Annotated in this window: 15 protein-coding genes; 13 read left to right on the plus strand and 2 right to left on the minus strand. The window is 60.9% G+C overall.

Annotation, left to right across the window (positions count from 1 at the left end; translation table 11 throughout):
- Positions 1-63: 63 nt before the first annotated feature.
- Positions 64-1086, minus strand: coding sequence for a LacI family DNA-binding transcriptional regulator (locus NBH21_RS23020; protein ID WP_250913139.1), 1023 nt, complete (start codon positions 1084-1086; stop codon positions 64-66).
- Positions 1087-1424: 338 nt separating this feature from the next.
- On the opposite strand from NBH21_RS23020, the gene NBH21_RS23025 reads away from it, so the two are divergent.
- From NBH21_RS23025 to NBH21_RS23075, 11 genes are all read left to right on the plus strand, one after another.
- Positions 1425-2702 (plus strand): ABC transporter substrate-binding protein, encoded by a 1278-nt coding sequence (locus tag NBH21_RS23025; RefSeq protein WP_425340470.1) that lies wholly within the window; start codon positions 1425-1427, stop codon positions 2700-2702.
- A 98-nt stretch (positions 2703-2800) separates the two neighbouring features.
- The gene (locus tag NBH21_RS23030; RefSeq protein ID WP_250913141.1) at positions 2801-3748 is read left to right on the plus strand and encodes a carbohydrate ABC transporter permease; all 948 of its coding nucleotides are present in this window, start codon (positions 2801-2803) and stop codon (positions 3746-3748) included.
- Positions 3745-4686, plus strand: coding sequence for a carbohydrate ABC transporter permease (locus tag NBH21_RS23035; protein WP_250913142.1), 942 nt, complete (start codon positions 3745-3747; stop codon positions 4684-4686). The genes NBH21_RS23030 and NBH21_RS23035 overlap by 4 nt, the downstream gene beginning before the upstream one ends.
- Positions 4683-4871 (plus strand): hypothetical protein, encoded by a 189-nt coding sequence (locus NBH21_RS23040; RefSeq protein ID WP_250913143.1) that lies wholly within the window; start codon positions 4683-4685, stop codon positions 4869-4871. Before NBH21_RS23035 ends, NBH21_RS23040 begins: the two co-directional genes overlap by 4 nt.
- A 3-nt stretch (positions 4872-4874) precedes the next feature.
- On the plus strand, positions 4875-5972 hold the full coding sequence (locus NBH21_RS23045) for an ABC transporter ATP-binding protein (protein WP_250913144.1): 1098 nt from the start codon (positions 4875-4877) through the stop codon (positions 5970-5972).
- Positions 5965-6960: an ABC transporter ATP-binding protein gene (locus NBH21_RS23050; protein ID WP_250913145.1), complete on the plus strand. Its 996-nt coding sequence runs from the start codon at positions 5965-5967 to the stop codon at positions 6958-6960. The genes NBH21_RS23045 and NBH21_RS23050 overlap by 8 nt, the downstream gene beginning before the upstream one ends.
- A gap of 10 nt (positions 6961-6970) precedes the next feature.
- On the plus strand, positions 6971-8599 hold the full coding sequence (locus NBH21_RS23055; RefSeq protein WP_250913146.1) for a dihydroxyacetone kinase subunit DhaK: 1629 nt from the start codon (positions 6971-6973) through the stop codon (positions 8597-8599).
- A gap of 328 nt (positions 8600-8927) precedes the next feature.
- A complete protein-coding gene (locus NBH21_RS23060; RefSeq protein WP_250913147.1) occupies positions 8928-9704 on the plus strand; it encodes an ABC transporter permease in 777 nt (258 codons plus the stop codon).
- Positions 9697-10425: an ABC transporter ATP-binding protein gene (locus NBH21_RS23065; protein ID WP_250913148.1), complete on the plus strand. Its 729-nt coding sequence runs from the start codon at positions 9697-9699 to the stop codon at positions 10423-10425. Before NBH21_RS23060 ends, NBH21_RS23065 begins: the two co-directional genes overlap by 8 nt.
- A 30-nt stretch (positions 10426-10455) precedes the next feature.
- Positions 10456-11412 carry an ABC transporter substrate-binding protein gene (locus NBH21_RS23070; RefSeq protein WP_250913149.1) on the plus strand — a complete coding sequence of 319 codons (957 nt, stop codon included), beginning with the start codon at positions 10456-10458 and terminating at the stop codon, positions 11410-11412.
- 59 nt (positions 11413-11471) lie between these two features.
- On the plus strand, positions 11472-12473 hold the full coding sequence (locus tag NBH21_RS23075; protein WP_250913150.1) for an MsnO8 family LLM class oxidoreductase: 1002 nt from the start codon (positions 11472-11474) through the stop codon (positions 12471-12473).
- Between the two features lie 58 nt (positions 12474-12531).
- On the opposite strand, the gene NBH21_RS23080 is transcribed toward NBH21_RS23075, so the two are convergent.
- Positions 12532-13425, minus strand: coding sequence for a LysR family transcriptional regulator (locus NBH21_RS23080; RefSeq protein ID WP_099060397.1), 894 nt, complete (start codon positions 13423-13425; stop codon positions 12532-12534).
- 164 nt (positions 13426-13589) lie between these two features.
- Here NBH21_RS23080 and NBH21_RS23085 point away from each other — a divergent pair, with 164 nt between their 5' ends.
- Positions 13590-14771, plus strand: coding sequence for a muconate/chloromuconate family cycloisomerase (locus tag NBH21_RS23085; RefSeq protein WP_250913151.1), 1182 nt, complete (start codon positions 13590-13592; stop codon positions 14769-14771).
- An 11-nt stretch (positions 14772-14782) separates the two neighbouring features.
- Positions 14783-15073: a muconolactone Delta-isomerase gene (gene catC, locus NBH21_RS23090; protein WP_250913152.1), complete on the plus strand. Its 291-nt coding sequence runs from the start codon at positions 14783-14785 to the stop codon at positions 15071-15073.
- The last annotated feature ends 46 nt before the right edge of the window (positions 15074-15119 follow it).

Consider the following 15119-nt stretch of genomic DNA (forward strand, 5'->3'; position numbering starts at 1 on the left):
CGCGTGGACTGGGGTTCACGGATAACTCGAAGAGGTAGGCCTTCCGTGCAGCAGGTGGCCCGCTCACAGGTTTTCCTTCAACAGTATCTCGATCCGGATCTTTTCCTGCGAGGCCAGCGGTTCGCGGGCTTCCAGCCGGGCGCGCATGATGCGGATCGCGCTGCGCACGGCGTGGCCGGGGTTCTGCGCGATGATCGCGTCGATACGCTCGTCGCGAAGCGCCTCTTCGCTGAAGGGCGTGCGCTCGTGGACGACCACGGTCAGGCGGCGCAGATCGGCGAACTGGGCGATCGTGGAAATCGGAAGGCGCGCTTCGGCGCTCAAGACGTAGACCGCATTGATCTGCGGATTGTGTTCAAGCATGCGCTGGATGACAAGGCTTGCCCGGCGCTCGTCGCCATAGGTTTCGGCTGATGGAAGCGGACAGAGATGCGGGAACCGCTCGTTGATGATGCTGTCGAAGCCAAGGCGTCGTTCGATACTGTCCTGTGCCATCATGGTTTCGGCGATGATCATGATCTTGCCGGGCTCGTGGCTGAGGAAGCGCCCGATCAGTTTGCCTGCGGTGGCGCCTGCGGCAAAATTATCGATGCCGACGAAATCGGCGGTTTTCAGCTTTTCCTGGCCCGAGAGAAATTGCACGACCTTGATCCCGCGCTCGATGAGGCGGGCCATGGCGTCACGAACCTGAGGTGACTCCGGCGCCATGACCGCTATGCCGTCGACTTCCTCGCTTTGAAGACCGGAAAGATATTTCGCCACCGCATGCGGGTCGGTGGTCGGGATCTGCACCACATCGACGTCGGTCAGGTCGGAGCGCAACGCCTCCCGTGCCTCGTCCACCTTTTCCAGAAGTTCCTGCAGATACTGATCGCCCGCCATCGGCAGCAGGAAGCGGAAACGATAGATGCGGCTGCGGGCGAGATTGACCGCTGCGGGATTGCGCACGAAGCCGATCCGCTCGATAGCTTCGGTCACCAGTCGTGCCGCTTTCTTGCTGACATTGGGTCGATCGTTGAGGACGCGGTCCACCGTCGCCAGACTGACGCCAGCGGCTTCTGCCAGATCTTTTGCTGTGGGTCTCATTCGCTCACTGGATTCACATATTCAGTTTTCCTTCGGGGGTTTTCCAACAGAATCAGATGAAAAGCAAGAAATTGAGGTGCGCACCTCAAAATTCCCTTGCATTGAGGTGCGCACCTCAATTACAGTTTTCACAACGTCAGGACGAAGCCTTGCCATGGCTTCCTGGGAAGCCTGCCGTTGTGGCAGGAGGAGATTGTCACACAGAGGACTGCCGTCTTGCCGTCCAGCCCTGGAGGGGGCGTTTGTTATCCCGATGGAGGTCGGGACAGGGAGGTTTGAACATGAAATCGATTCTTTTGAATTCCGTGGCAGCGGCGGCGACCCTTGTCGGCGCGGGCATGCTTAGCACGACATCTGCCCATGCCGACGATCTGACGCTTTGCTGGGCCGCATGGGACCCCGCCAATGCGCTTGTCGAACTCAGCAAGGACTTCGAGGCCAAATCCGGCCACAAGATGAAGTTCGAATTCGTGCCGTGGCCGAATTTCGCCGACCGCATGCTCAATGAGCTGAATTCCGGCGGCAAGCTGTGCGATCTGATGATCGGCGACAGCCAGTGGATCGGCGGCGCGGCTGAAAATGGGCAATATGTGAAGCTGAACGATTTCTTCGAGAAGGAGAAAATCTCGATGGCCGATTTCATTCCGGCCACCGTGACGGGTTATGCGGAGTGGCCGAAGGGTACGCCGAATTACTGGGCGTTGCCGGCCTTCGGCGATGTCGTCGGCTGGACCTACCGCAAGGACTGGTTCTCCCGTCCCGAACTGCAGGATGAGTTCAAGAAGAAATACGGCCGCGACCTCGCCGTGCCCAAGACGTTCGCCGAGCTGAAGGACATCGCCGAGTTCTTCCAGGGCCGCAACATCGACGGCACGACGGTCTATGGCGCCGCGATCTATACCGAGCGCGGCTCGGAAGGCATCACCATGGGCGCGATGGACGTGCTCTATTCCTTCGGCTTCCAGTATGAGAACCCGAAGAAGCCTTATGAACTGGAAGGCTTCGTCAATTCGCCCGAATCCGTGGCCGGTCTCGAATACTACAAGGCGCTCTACGACTGCTGCGTGCCTCCGGGCCATTCCGACGCCTACATGTCCGAGGACGTCGATGCCTATAAGTCGGGCCAGGTCGCATTGCAGATGAACTTCGCCTTCATCTGGCCGGGCATCAACGCCGATGCCAAGGTCGGCGGCGACAAGTCGGGCTATTTCGCCAATCCGGCCGGTCCCGGTGGCAAGCAGTTTGCCCAGCTCGGCGGTCAGGGCATTTCGGTCGTTGCATCTTCCGCCAAGCAGGCTGCGGCGCTTGAATATATCAAGTGGTTCGCGCAGCCCGAGATCCAGAACAAGTGGTGGTCGCTCGGCGGTTATTCGGCGCTCCGGTCGGTGGTCGAGGATCCGGGCTTTGCCAAGAGCCAGCCCTATGCCCAGACCTTCCTCGACTCCATGGCAATCGTGAAGGATTTCTGGGCCGAGCCTTCCTATGCCTCGCTGCTGCAGGCATCCCAGAAGCGCTTCCACGACTATGTGGTGGCCGGCAAGGGCACTTCGAAGGAAGCGCTTGACGGACTGGTCAAGGACTGGACCGAGATCTTCGAAGACGAAGGCAAGTACTGACACTGACCCGCGCCGCCTCCCAGCGGATTCAGTCTGCGACAGGGCCGGATTTCCGGTCCGGCCCTGTCGCGCATAGCGCCTATCAATAGGGGGTTGTCATGACCGATACGCCAATGGATCGGATTGCACGGGCCACGCCGCCCGTATTGGCCAAGCGCGTTGGCGGTCTTTCCGATCGCGCCATCGCCTGGCTGTTCGTCACGCCGTCAATCCTTCTCCTGCTCGCCGTCAACATCTTTCCGTTGATCTGGACGGTGCGGCTGAGCTTCACGAACTTCCGCGTGAACCGGCCGAACGAGGCGGTCGAATTCATCGGCCTCAGGAACTACCAGCGCATACTGACGGACGGCGATATCTGGCTGACCATGCAGGCGACGGCGCATTTCCTCATCTGGACCATCGTGCTGCAGGTGCTGATCGGCTTCTCGCTCGCCTATCTCATCAACAAGAAGTTTCGCGGCAACGATCTGTGGACCACGATCATCGTGCTGCCGATGATGCTGAGCCCTGCGGTGGTCGGCAATTTCTGGACCTTCCTCTACCAGCCGCAGATCGGCCTGTTCAATTATGCGGTGGGCTTTCTCACCGGCGCGGATCCCTCGAGCTTCTCGATGATCGGCGACGTGTCGCTCGCGCCCTGGGCCATCATCATCGTCGACACATGGATGTGGACGCCTTTCGTGATGCTGATCTGCCTCGCCGGCCTTCGCTCCATTCCGGCCAGCATCTACGAAGCGGCGGAATGCGACCGGGCCAGCAAATGGCGGCAGTTCTGGACCATCACCATTCCGCTGGTTCTGCCCTTCCTGATGCTGGCGATCCTGTTCCGCGGCATCGAGAACTTCAAGATGTTCGATCTCGTGGTGCAACTGACCGGCGGCGGGCCGGGCTCGATCACGGAACTCACCTCGATCAACCTGAAGCGCGAAGCCTTTGAAAAATGGCGCACCGGCTATGCCTCGGCCTATGCAGTCATTCTCTTCGTCACCGTCTTCGGCCTCGCGTCGATCTATGTCAAAGCCTTGAACAAGGTAAAGCAGAGATGAGCAGCTTTTCCGTCACCGAACCCTCCGCCCGCCAGAAATGGTTCGCGGGCTCCCTGGTGATCGTCTATGCGGTCATCACCCTGATGCCGCTCGTGTGGATCATCGCCACCGGGTTCAAATCGCCATCGGATGCCATTGCCTATCCGCCGAAGGTGCTGTTCGAGCCGACACTCGAAGGCTATGTGAACCTCTTTACCACCCGCACGCGAGTATCCGAAGCGGACTTGCAGGCGCTGGGCGAGCCGAAGACATGGTATGAACGGCTGGTGCGTAAGGACGGCCTCGTCATTGCCGGCCCCTCGCGTTTCGGAGAACGTTTCACCAATTCGGTGATCATCGGCTTCGGCTCGACATTCCTTTGCATCGTGCTCGGAACAGGCGCCGCCTATGCCTTCTCACGCTTCAAGGTGCCGTTGAAGGACGACCTGCTGTTCTTCATCCTTTCCACCCGCATGATGCCGCCGATTGCGGTGGCGATCCCGATCTTCCTGATGTTCCGGTCGCTCGGCCTGAGCGATACCCATGCCGGCATGATCCTGCTCTATACGGCGGTGAACCTGTCGCTTTCCGTCTGGCTGCTCAAGGGTTTCATCGACGAGATCCCGATCGAGTATGAGGAGGCGGCGCTGATCGACGGCTACACGCGGTTTCAGGCCTTCTACAAGGTGGTGCTGCCACAGGCCGTAACCGGCATCGCGTCGACTGCGATCTTCTGCCTGATCTTCGCGTGGAACGAATACGCCTTCGCGGTTCTCCTGACTTCGGGCACGGCGCAGACCGCACCGCCCTTCATTCCGACCATCATCGGCGTTGCCGGCCAGGACTGGCCAGCGGTTGCCGCCGGGGCCACCCTGTTCCTGGTGCCGGTGGTCGTCTTCACCATTGTCTTGCGCAAGCATCTCCTGCGGGGCATCACTTTCGGAGCCGTTCGGAAATGATCAGATTTTTCAACAGACTTGGCCGCTTCAGGCGCAGTGAGTGGGAAATGGTCGCCTCGACCCTGATCGCGCTCGGAGTCGTCATGCTGATGCAGCCGTTTGCCCTCTGGATGTTCTCCTATTCCTTTCTCGTCACGCTGATCGGCACCGTGCTGTTCATCGTCGTCAGTCATTTTCCGGAGTAATCCATGGCGCAGATCAGAATTGAGAACGTGCGCAAGGAATTCGGCGCCTTCACCGCGGTTCAGTCATCGAGCTTCACCATCGAGGACGGTGAGTTCTTCATGCTGCTTGGCCCCTCGGGCTGCGGCAAGACCACGACCCTGCGGATGATGGCGGGACTTGAACTGCCGACCTCGGGAGAGATCTTCATCGATGGCGAGGAGGTGGGCATGAAGCCCGCCAGCCAGCGCGACATTGCCTTCGTGTTCCAGATGTTCGCCCTCTATCCGCATATGAATGTGCGCCGGAACATTTCCTATCCCTTGCTCAGCCAGGGCGTGCCCAAGGCCGAGGTGAAGAGCCGCGTGGAGGAAGTCGCGCGCATCCTGCGGATCGAAGACATCCTCGACAAGCCGGTCGGTGGTCTCTCCGGCGGTGACCGCCAGCGCGTGGCGCTCGGCCGCGCTATCGTGCGGAGGCCCAAGGCCTTCTTCATGGATGAGCCGCTCGGCGCGCTCGATGCGGAGTTTCGCGAGCACATGGCGGAGGAACTGCGTGCCCTGCACGATCGCATGGGCGCCACCACCGTCTATGTCACCCATGATCAGCTGGAAGCCATGCAGATGGGCGACAAGATCGTTGTCATGAACCATGGCGTGGTTGAACAATTCGGCAAGCCGCAACAGATCTACGACTGGCCGGCGACCAAGTTCGTCGCCAAGTTCATCGGTTCGCCGCCGATGAATTTCCTCGATTTCGAAGGCATGATCGGCATCGGCGGCGACAGCGTCGAACTCGCTGGGACGAGGATAAAGGTTCCCGTCTCGCGGCAGGGAGCACAGGGTGCGCTGACCCTCGGTGTCCGCCCGGAAAACATCCATTTTTCCGACGGGTCTGCCTATCGTGGAAGGGTCGTCGCCACTGAATACCTCGGCACGACACAGATCGTCACGCTTTCAACGCCGAACGGGTCGATCAAGGCTCGTGTTTCCTCGGCGGAAAAGATCAATCCCGGAGAGACGGTTGGTCTGGATTTTGCCAGCCACACCTTGACCGTCTTTTCGCAGGAGCGCGGCCACGCACTGCTCTCGGCGGGGAATGAGGGAGTGCTGCATCATGGCTGAAGTCGTCCTTCAGAATGTAACCAAGCGGTTTTCGGATCACGTCGCCCTGGACGATGTCTCGATGACCGTTCCCGACGGCTCCTTCGTGGTGTTGCTTGGTCCCACCGGGGCAGGCAAGACCACCACGCTTCGAATGATCTCCGGTCTCGACCAGCCCGATGGCGGCGAGATTTTCATTGGCGGCACGCCGATGAGGGGGCTGACGCCCGCCCAGCGCAACGTCGCCATGGTCTTCCAGCAATACTCGCTCTATCCACACCTCACGGTGCGGGAAAATCTCGAATTTCCGCTGAAATCGCCGTTGCTGTCGACGCCGCGCGCCGAGATCGACCGCAAGGTGAAGGCCATCGCCGAGGTGCTGCAGATCGCGCACAAGCTCGAGAACAAGGCAACGGCGCTTTCCGGCGGCGAGATGCAGCGCGTTTCGATAGGGCGTGCGCTGGTGCGAAGCCCTCAGATCTATCTCATGGACGAGCCGCTTTCCTCTCTCGACGCAAAGCTTAGGGCTGACTTGCGGATCGAGCTCAAGAGCATTCAGGCCGGGTCCGGTGCGACGCTGCTCTATGTGACCCATGACCAGATCGAGGCGATGACCATGGCGACCCATGTCGGCGTGTTGCAGCAGGGCCGTCTGGTCCAGTTCGGGTCTCCGCGCGAGGTTTATGAGAACCCCGTCAGCATCTATGCCGCCGCCCGGCTTGGCCTGCCGCGGATCAATATCCTGCCGGCGGATATCTTTGCCGGCGCCCCGCCGCGTGCCCGCAATATCGGGCTGCGGCCGGAACATATCCGTCAGGGCAGCGGCGAGGAAAGCCTGGTAACGCGCGTCGAGCATCTGGGCGACCAGACGCGTTTGCATCTCTCGTTCCGCAACCATCAGATCGTGACCGTCACCGATGCGCATACGGCGTTGCGTAGCGGCGATATCGTGAAAATCGAACCGAACAAACCGCTCTACTTCGATGCCGAAGGCATGCGTCTCGCTTAAGGAAACTCCAATGGCACAATTCATCAACCGAAGAGAAGATGTCGTAACCGAGGCCATCGATGGCCTGCTCGCCACGTCCCGCTCGGCGTTGGCGCGCCTCGACGGCTATCCGCATATCCGGGTGGTCGTTCGCAGCGATTGGGACAAGTCCAAAGTGGCGCTGGTTTCCGGCGGAGGCTCCGGCCACGAACCCGCGCATGCCGGCTTTGTCGGGAAAGGCATGCTGACGGCGGCCGTCTGCGGTGATGTCTTCGCGTCGCCAAGCGTCGATGCTGTGCTTGCCGGCATCCTTGCGGTTACTGGACCGGCTGGTTGCCTGCTGATCGTCAAGAACTATACCGGCGACCGCCTGAACTTCGGCCTTGCCGCCGAACGGGCACGCGCCTTCGGCCTCAACGTCTCGATGGTGATCGTGGATGACGACATTGCTCTTCCCGATCTGCCGCAGGCCCGGGGCGTGGCGGGCACCCTCTTCGTGCACAAGGTGGCCGGCGCCTATGCGGAAAATGGCGCGGACCTCGACACGGTGACGGCGGCGGCCAGACGGGTGATCGCCGGAACGAAGAGCATCGGCATGTCGCTCGATACCTGTACGGTTCCGGGCTCACCCAAGGAGGACCGCATTCCTCCGGGCCTTGCCGAGCTCGGTCTTGGCATTCATGGCGAGGCGGGTGTCGAGCAGGTGGATTTCTCCGGCGCGCAATCCGCCATGGCCGCTGTAGCGACCAAGCTTGCGGCGGTGATCGGCGATCGGCCGCATGTGGCGCTGATCAACAATCTCGGCGGCACTTCGGTGCTGGAGATGTCTGTCCTGGCCCATGAACTGGCGAAGTCCGCGATCGGTGGGAGGATCTCTCACATTGTCGGTCCCGCATCGATGATGACCTCGCTTGATATGCGCGGCTTTTCCATTTCGCTCTATGCTGCCGAGGCGGCGGATCTCGAAGCCCTGACCCAGCCTGTCGACCTTAGCGCCTGGCCCGGCCTGACGGTGGTGAGGCCGATCAGCGTCATCGCATTGCCGGATGGTCTTACGCCGATTACTCCATTGCCGTCAGATCACAAGGCGACGCGCGCTTTCCTCATCGATTGCTGTAATGTCCTCATCGCCGCCGAGCAGGACCTGAATGCCCTCGACGCCAAATCAGGCGATGGCGATACCGGCTCGACACTGGCGGGAGCGGCGAGAGCCTTGATCAACGCTCTGGACCGGCTGCCGCTTTCCGATCACACGCAGTTGTTGCGGGCTATCGGGCTTGAACTCAGCCAGACCATGGGCGGCTCGTCGGGTGTATTGCTGGCGATCTTCTTCACCGCCGCCGGGGATGGCGCTTCGAGCGGTCTTCCCATGCGCGAGGCGTTGAAGGCCGGGCTCGCCCGAATGCAGGAAATCGGTGGCGCCCGTGTTGGCGACCGCACCATGGTCGATGCGTTGGCGCCGGCTCTGGACGCCTTTGCGGAGAGTATCGCCGCAGCCGCAAGCGCGGCTCGCGCTGGCGCCGACAAGACGGCGACCCTGCTCAAGGCCAATGCTGGCCGTGCCGCCTATATCAACGCCAGACAACTTGAAGGGCACGCCGATCCCGGGGCGGAAGCCGTCGCGCGGCTTTTCGAGCATTTGGCGCGAACCGGTCTCTAAGCCAAGGCAAGGTGACGCCCGCTCGATCCCTCGCGTTCCTCGTCGCGAAAGGCGAGGGATGGGCTCCTTCCGCCGTGCATTCTGCGAGTCCATGGAACGTCTCCTGCAACGAATGCGGGCCGTCGTCCCGGTTGTGCATGCCTCGCCGGATCGCAGTCCGCACTGCGTATCCAGGCCGTCTCTCCATAACAACGCGCCTCTTCTCCGGGATGCGGGTGGAATGATGCCGTGTCGTCACCCGATCAAAAAACATCTGCGACAAAAGATGACTTGAAAAGTGAAGTTTATGATTTAGACGAGTAGGCGTCGCTTACGAACCATTTGTCTGATGTCCGTTTTTTATCGTTTGTCCATAACGCTTCTTGCCTTTGCCTGCTGCACCGCGGTCTGGTGGATCGTGACGTCTGCCGGGCTGGTCAATGCCTTTCTGCTGCCGTCGCCACTGACAGTCTGGCGGGCGCTCGCGGAATTATGGTCGTCAGGAGAGCTTCTGCGGCATACACTCGCCAGCGCCGGTCGCGTTGGTATCGGCTATGCGCTTGCCGTTTCCATCGCCATTCCGCTTGCGATCCTGTTTTCTATCAGCGGTCCATTCCGGACATTCGTCGAGCCTCTTCTCGAGTTCTTGCGGCAGATTCCGCCGCTGGCACTGATGCCGCTTCTGATGCTCTGGCTCGGTATCGGCGAGGCACAGAAAATCGGGATCATCATACTCGCCTGCTTCTTTCCGGTGTTTCTCGGCATGCGCGGCGGGATCGCGCAGGTGGACCGCAAGCTCATAGAGGTTGGCAAGGTCTGCGGCTTAGGGCAATGGGAGATCGTTCATCGCATCGTCATGCCGTCTGCTTTGCCGGCTCTGGTCATCGGGTTGCGGATCAGCCTCGGATACAGCTGGCGGGCACTGGTCGGGGCTGAACTCATCGCTTCGTCGGCCGGTCTTGGATACCTGATCACAGATGCGCAGGATCTTGCGCGCACGGATATCGTCCTTGCCGGCATCCTTGTTATCGGTGTCATCGGCCTTGCAACGGACTTCGTGTTGAAACGCCTCTGCTCGCGTCTGGCGCCATGGCTCGCATCCGATCTGGAGATGGCCCGTGCTTGAGCTTTCCAACATCGGCAAGCACTACGATGTCGCCGGACGCAGGGTCTCTGCCCTCTCCGCTATCGACCTGACACTTGAGCGGGGGAGCTTTACCGCCATCGTCGGCCGCAGCGGTTGCGGAAAGACGACGTTGCTTCGCATCATGGCAGGTCTCGGTTCGCCGAACACCGGTGAAATCCGGCATGATGGTAAGGCTCCGAGGATCGGCGTCGTCTTTCAGGAAGCTCGGCTCATGCCGTGGCTCGATGTTTCCGCGAACATCGCCTTGGGCCTCAGAAACCGTCTCGACCGCAGGTCGATCGAGGAAAGGGTCTCGGCCATTCTGGAGGTGACGGGGCTTGCCGGTTTCCGCCGCGCCATGCCCTCGCAGCTTTCCGGCGGCATGGCACAGCGCGTGGCGCTCGCCCGTGCGCTGGTCATGGAACCTGATCTTCTTCTGATGGACGAACCCTTTGCTGCACTCGACGCCTTCACCCGTCGCAGTATGCAGAACGAACTGGTTTCACTGTGGCAGGCGAGAAAACCGACGATTGTCTTCGTGACGCATGATGTCGAGGAGGCGGTCATGCTCGGTGAAACGGTCATCGAGCTTTCTGCAGGTCGTATCGTTGGCCGTCAGGCCATCGATATCGCCTATCCCCGAGATCCAACAGGGGTGGATGAGGCCCTCTGTCGCCGGGCGATCCTCGCCCGCCTTCTTTCACCGGCTCAACCGGACTGAATTTCAACCAACCCTATTGAGGAGAAAATCGTGAGGCTGTTCCGCAATCTTGTCATCGCCGCCTCGCTGCTGGCCGCGCCGGCGCTCGCCGCCGATCAGCCGTCGAGCGTTCGCATCACCTATGTCGCTTCGCCCTTCAACGTCCCATCCATCGTGATGCGCGAAAAGGGGTACCTGGACGAGGCTTTCGCCGCCAAGGGCATCAAGGTCGAGAGCCCCGAGATCACCTCCGGTGCTCAGCAGACCCAGGCCATTGCTGCCGGTGAAATCGATATCGCCAGCGTTCTTGGCGGCACCTCCGCCATTCTCGCCAAGGCGAACGGAGTGGACCTTAAGATCATCGCCGCCTATGCCCGCTCGCCCAAGGCCTACTTCCTGATGACCCGCGCCGACGGCCCCGCAGCACTCGCCGATCTCAAGGGCAAGAAGATCGCCGGCCCCAAGGGTACGGTGCTGAACCAGCTTCTGGTGGCCGCGCTTGCCAGCCAGGGTCTTTCGCTGAAGGATGTCGAATACATCAACATGGACCTGCCGACGGCCCGTGCAGCGCTTCTCAGCGGCCAGGTCGATGTCGCGACGCTTGCAGGCGCCAATGCCGTTGCCGTCGAAAAGGCCGGCGGCAAGCCGTTGACGAGCGGTGAGGGCTTGATCAAGCCGACCACCGTCATCGCTGCCCGCACCGCTTTCCTGAACGAGCATCCCGATCTGGTGCGGGCCTATTTCGACGCCCACCACAAGGCGCTCGCCTTCATGAAGGAAAATCCGGAAGAAGCACTCGCCATTGCAGCCAAGGAACAGAAGATTTCGGTCGAAGACGCCCGCGCGCAGATGCCGCTTTACGATTTCACGCCGGTGATGACCGACGACGATATCGCCAACCTCACCGCGGACCAGGACTTCATGATCGGGGCCGAGATGCTGCAGAAGGACAAGGCCATCAACATCAAGGCTGATCTCGTGGCGCCCTCCGTATTCGAAGTGAAGTAATCAATCGGCCGGGGTTTTCGCCCCGGCCTCCTTCCTCTTTTGAAGACCGGCGAACACCGATGAAGCTTTCGATACTCGATCCCGTCCAGATCCCGAAGGACCAGACCTCCTTAGGGGCATTGCAGAGTTCCATAGCGCTGGCGCAGGCCGCCGAAAGGCTGGGCTTCGAGCGTTACTGGGTGGTGGAGCACCACGGTATCCGGTTCGAGGCTAACCCGGCGCCGGAGGTCTTCGTCGCAGCGCTTGCCGGCGCGACGAAGACCATTCGCATCGGCGCGGGCGGGGTGCTGCTCAATCATTACAGCCCCTACAAGGCGGCGGAAGCGATGCGCACGCTGAACGCGCTTTTTCCCGGCCGGATCGATGTGGGAGTCGGCCGCGCCACTGCAGGCGTCAAGGCGGATACGGCGCTGAGGCGCATCCGTTCCGTTGAAACGCCCGACGATCATGAGGAGCAGGTCGGCGAGTTCGTCGGCTGGCTCGGCAACGACCTGCCCGAAAGCTCGCCGTTCCATGGTCTCTCGATCATGGCGGACGAGCCCGCCGGGCCCCTGCCATGGATACTTGCCGCGACGGAAGGAAGTGCGGTCCGCGCCGCCCGGCATGGACTGGCTCTTGCCTGCAGCGCCTTTCACGTTCCGGCCAATGCGCCGGGGGCGATTGCAGCCTATCGCGAGCATTTCAGGCCTTCGTCGTGGAGGGCCGGCATTGCCGAACCGCAGGTTCTCATCGCCTTGCGCGTCATTATCGGCGAAACCCAGGAAGAGGCAGAGCGTCTGGCCATGCCCGTGCGCGCCGTCTTCAAGCTCCGCCGCGAGGAGGGCATCTTTCTCGACACGCTGCCGAGCCCGGAAGAGGCGGAGGTCATTCTCGGAGGGCATCTTCCGGCGGAGGAAACGGACTGGCCCGACTACGTAATCGGTACGCCCGAACGCGTACGGCAGGTCATCACCCGCATGGCCGCCGAAACGGGCGTCGATGAGTTCATGGTGCAGGATTTTCTCGATCAGCCAGAATTGCGACTGAGGAACTACGAGCTTCTTGCGCGAGCGGTTGCCTAGCCGGGTTTACCGGGCAGTTCACCAAACGACGACACCGGAGCGCACAACGGAAACGAAGTCAGAGCGTTTCTTCTTCATGCATCTCCCGAATGAGGTCTTTGATCAACTCGATATAAGGTGAACTGTCGCCAACCCGGTGGTTGAGGATAACCGGGGATGTCGCATCCTCTCCCTCCAGAAGCCGGTAGTGAACATCCGAGCGCATCTGGCGAGCCGAGGCGGGGATGATGCATATGCCGGTCTCCGCCGCGACCAGCCCGAGAGCTGTCTGGATTTCCCGCACCTCCTGAACCCCGGTCGGACGGACGTCATGGCCATGCAGCAGGCCGAGGACATGATCGGCATAGCTTGGCCGCGGCTCCTTCGGGTAGACGATGACCCTTTGTCCGGCCAGTCCGGAGACGGGCAGGGGAGCGTCCGATTCGGCAAGTATGGAGTTTCTGGGTGTGGCCACGACCAGACGCTCCTCGCGCAGAACGATGCCTGTGACGCTCGGGTCGCTGTGCCGCAATCGCCCAAAGCCGATATCTATGCGTCCTTCCTTCAAGGCGGGGATCTGTTGAATCGAGACCAGCTCCAATAGCTGGATATCCAGTTCCGGCGCGCGCTGGCGCAGTTTGCGGACGAGTGAAGGCAGCCCGCCGTAAAGCGTCGAGGCGACGAAACCGATCGATAACACGCTGTTCTGGTTCAGCCCGACGCGGCGCGTCGCATCGCGCATCTGCTCCACCCGGCCGAGCACTTGTAACGCCTGTTCATAAAGCAGGCGTCCGGCGTCGGTCAGTTTCACTGGCCGGCTCTTGCGGATGATGAGAGGCACGCCCAGTTCCTCCTCGAGCAACTGGATTTGCCGGCTGAGTGGCGGTTGGGCGATATTCAATATTTGCGCTGCCCGGGTGAAATTTCGTTCGCGCGCCACGGCCACGAAATAGCGAAGCTGCCGAAGATCCATCCGGTTCCCTCTATCCTGCAGACGGATAATTCCATCGTTCAGAATATGTTGCGGTGCGAAAGCGCTATATTTTCGCTGATTATTTTCGACACTATATCCAAAAGGTATGATTTCCAACGCAAATGATGTTGGACGCCAAATTGCCCTTGTCGCAAGTTACGGCCATGAACAGGACCTTTGCACCACTTGCGCCGACCGCGACCGTCGTTCCCGTTATCGAGCGGATCGAGACCGTGCTGGTCGATCTGCCGACCATCCGCCCGCACAAGCTTTCCGTGGCCACGATGAACGGGCAGACGTTGATGCTGGTGAAGGTCCATTGCAGCGATGGCGTCACCGGTATCGGCGAAGGCACGACGATTGGTGGCCTCGCTTACGGCGGCGAAAGCCCGGAAAGCATGAAGCTGGCCATCGACACCTATTTCACACCGGTGATGATTGGGCAGAGCGCAACCCGCATACAGGCGATGATGGCGCGCATCGGCAAGATGGTGAAGGAGAACCGCTTCTCCAAGAGCGCCATTGAGACAGCACTTCTCGACGCCCATGGCAAGCGTCTCGGTCTGCCGGTCAGCGAACTCCTGGGGGGGCGTCGTCGCGATCGCCTGCCGGTCGCCTGGACACTTGCCTCCGGCGATACCGCCAAGGATATCGCCGAGGCCGAAAAGATGCTCGACCTGCGCCGGCATCGCATCTTCAAGCTGAAGATCGGTGCGAAGGATATCAGGGAAGATATCGCCCATGTTGCCGCGATCAAGCAGGCGTTGGGTGAGCGCGGCGCGGTCCGTGTCGACGTCAACATGGCCTGGAGCGAGACAGAGGCTGCCTGGGGCATGGCGGCGCTCGCTGATGCGGGGTGCGAACTGGTGGAACAGCCCGTCGCCTCGACGTCGGCGCTCGCACGCCTGATGCGCCGTTTCCCGATTGCGCTCATGGCCGATGAATCGCTGACCGGGCCGGAATCCGCCTTCGAGATCGCGAAGAACAGCGGTGCGGATGTCTTCGCCGTCAAGATCGAGCAGTCCGGTGGTCTCTACAATGCGCAGCGGGTCGCCGCGATCGGCGATGCGGCCGGGATCGACCTTTATGGTGGAACGATGTTGGAGGGCGCGGTCGGGACGATTGCTTCGGCGCATGTCTTTTCGACGTTCGCCAATCTGAAATGGGGCACGGAGCTGTTCGGGCCGTTGCTCCTGACCGAAGAGATCCTGCGTGAACCTCTCGATTACAGCGATTTCGAGCTGACCATTCCGGACGGACCGGGTCTCGGGATCGAGCTGGACGAGGACCGTGTCTCGTTTTTCGCCCGCAACGGGCTGCGCAAGACCATTAATATCGCCGAGTGAGGATCTAGACCATGCTTTTCCACGTACGGATGGATGTGAACATTCCCTACGATCTGCCCCCTGCAGAAGCGACCGAGATCCTTGCCCGGGAAAAGGCCTATTCGCAGGAACTCCAGCGTAGCGGCAAGTGGCGACACATCTGGCGCATCGCAGGTGAATACGCGAACTACAGCGTGTTTGACGTGAAGGACAATGCGGAACTGCATGAGATCCTGTCCGGCCTGCCGCTGTTCAAGTTCATGCACATCGAGGTTTCACCGCTGTTGCGGCATCCGTCCTCGATCCGCGACGCCGACACGTGACGTCATCGCCGGCAATGACCCCGAGAGGACGGGACCTGCATCTTTT

The sequence above is a fragment of the Ciceribacter sichuanensis genome (assembly GCF_024055605.1).
Classification (GTDB): Bacteria; Pseudomonadota; Alphaproteobacteria; order Rhizobiales; family Rhizobiaceae; genus Allorhizobium; species Allorhizobium sichuanense.

Coding starts and splice junctions, on each gene's coding strand:
- NBH21_RS23020 (WP_250913139.1), bottom strand. CDS start 1,086: ATGAGACCCACAGCAAAAGATCTGGCAGAAGCCGCTGGCGTCAGTCTG.
- NBH21_RS23025 (WP_425340470.1), top strand. CDS start 1,425: ATGCTTAGCACGACATCTGCCCATGCCGACGATCTGACGCTTTGCTGG.
- NBH21_RS23030 (WP_250913141.1), top strand. CDS start 2,801: ATGACCGATACGCCAATGGATCGGATTGCACGGGCCACGCCGCCCGTA.
- NBH21_RS23035 (WP_250913142.1), top strand. CDS start 3,745: ATGAGCAGCTTTTCCGTCACCGAACCCTCCGCCCGCCAGAAATGGTTC.
- NBH21_RS23040 (WP_250913143.1), top strand. CDS start 4,683: ATGATCAGATTTTTCAACAGACTTGGCCGCTTCAGGCGCAGTGAGTGG.
- NBH21_RS23045 (WP_250913144.1), top strand. CDS start 4,875: ATGGCGCAGATCAGAATTGAGAACGTGCGCAAGGAATTCGGCGCCTTC.
- NBH21_RS23050 (WP_250913145.1), top strand. CDS start 5,965: ATGGCTGAAGTCGTCCTTCAGAATGTAACCAAGCGGTTTTCGGATCAC.
- NBH21_RS23055 (WP_250913146.1), top strand. CDS start 6,971: ATGGCACAATTCATCAACCGAAGAGAAGATGTCGTAACCGAGGCCATC.
- NBH21_RS23060 (WP_250913147.1), top strand. CDS start 8,928: ATGTCCGTTTTTTATCGTTTGTCCATAACGCTTCTTGCCTTTGCCTGC.
- NBH21_RS23075 (WP_250913150.1), top strand. CDS start 11,472: ATGAAGCTTTCGATACTCGATCCCGTCCAGATCCCGAAGGACCAGACC.
- NBH21_RS23080 (WP_099060397.1), bottom strand. CDS start 13,425: ATGGATCTTCGGCAGCTTCGCTATTTCGTGGCCGTGGCGCGCGAACGA.
- NBH21_RS23085 (WP_250913151.1), top strand. CDS start 13,590: ATGAACAGGACCTTTGCACCACTTGCGCCGACCGCGACCGTCGTTCCC.
- catC (WP_250913152.1), top strand. CDS start 14,783: ATGCTTTTCCACGTACGGATGGATGTGAACATTCCCTACGATCTGCCC.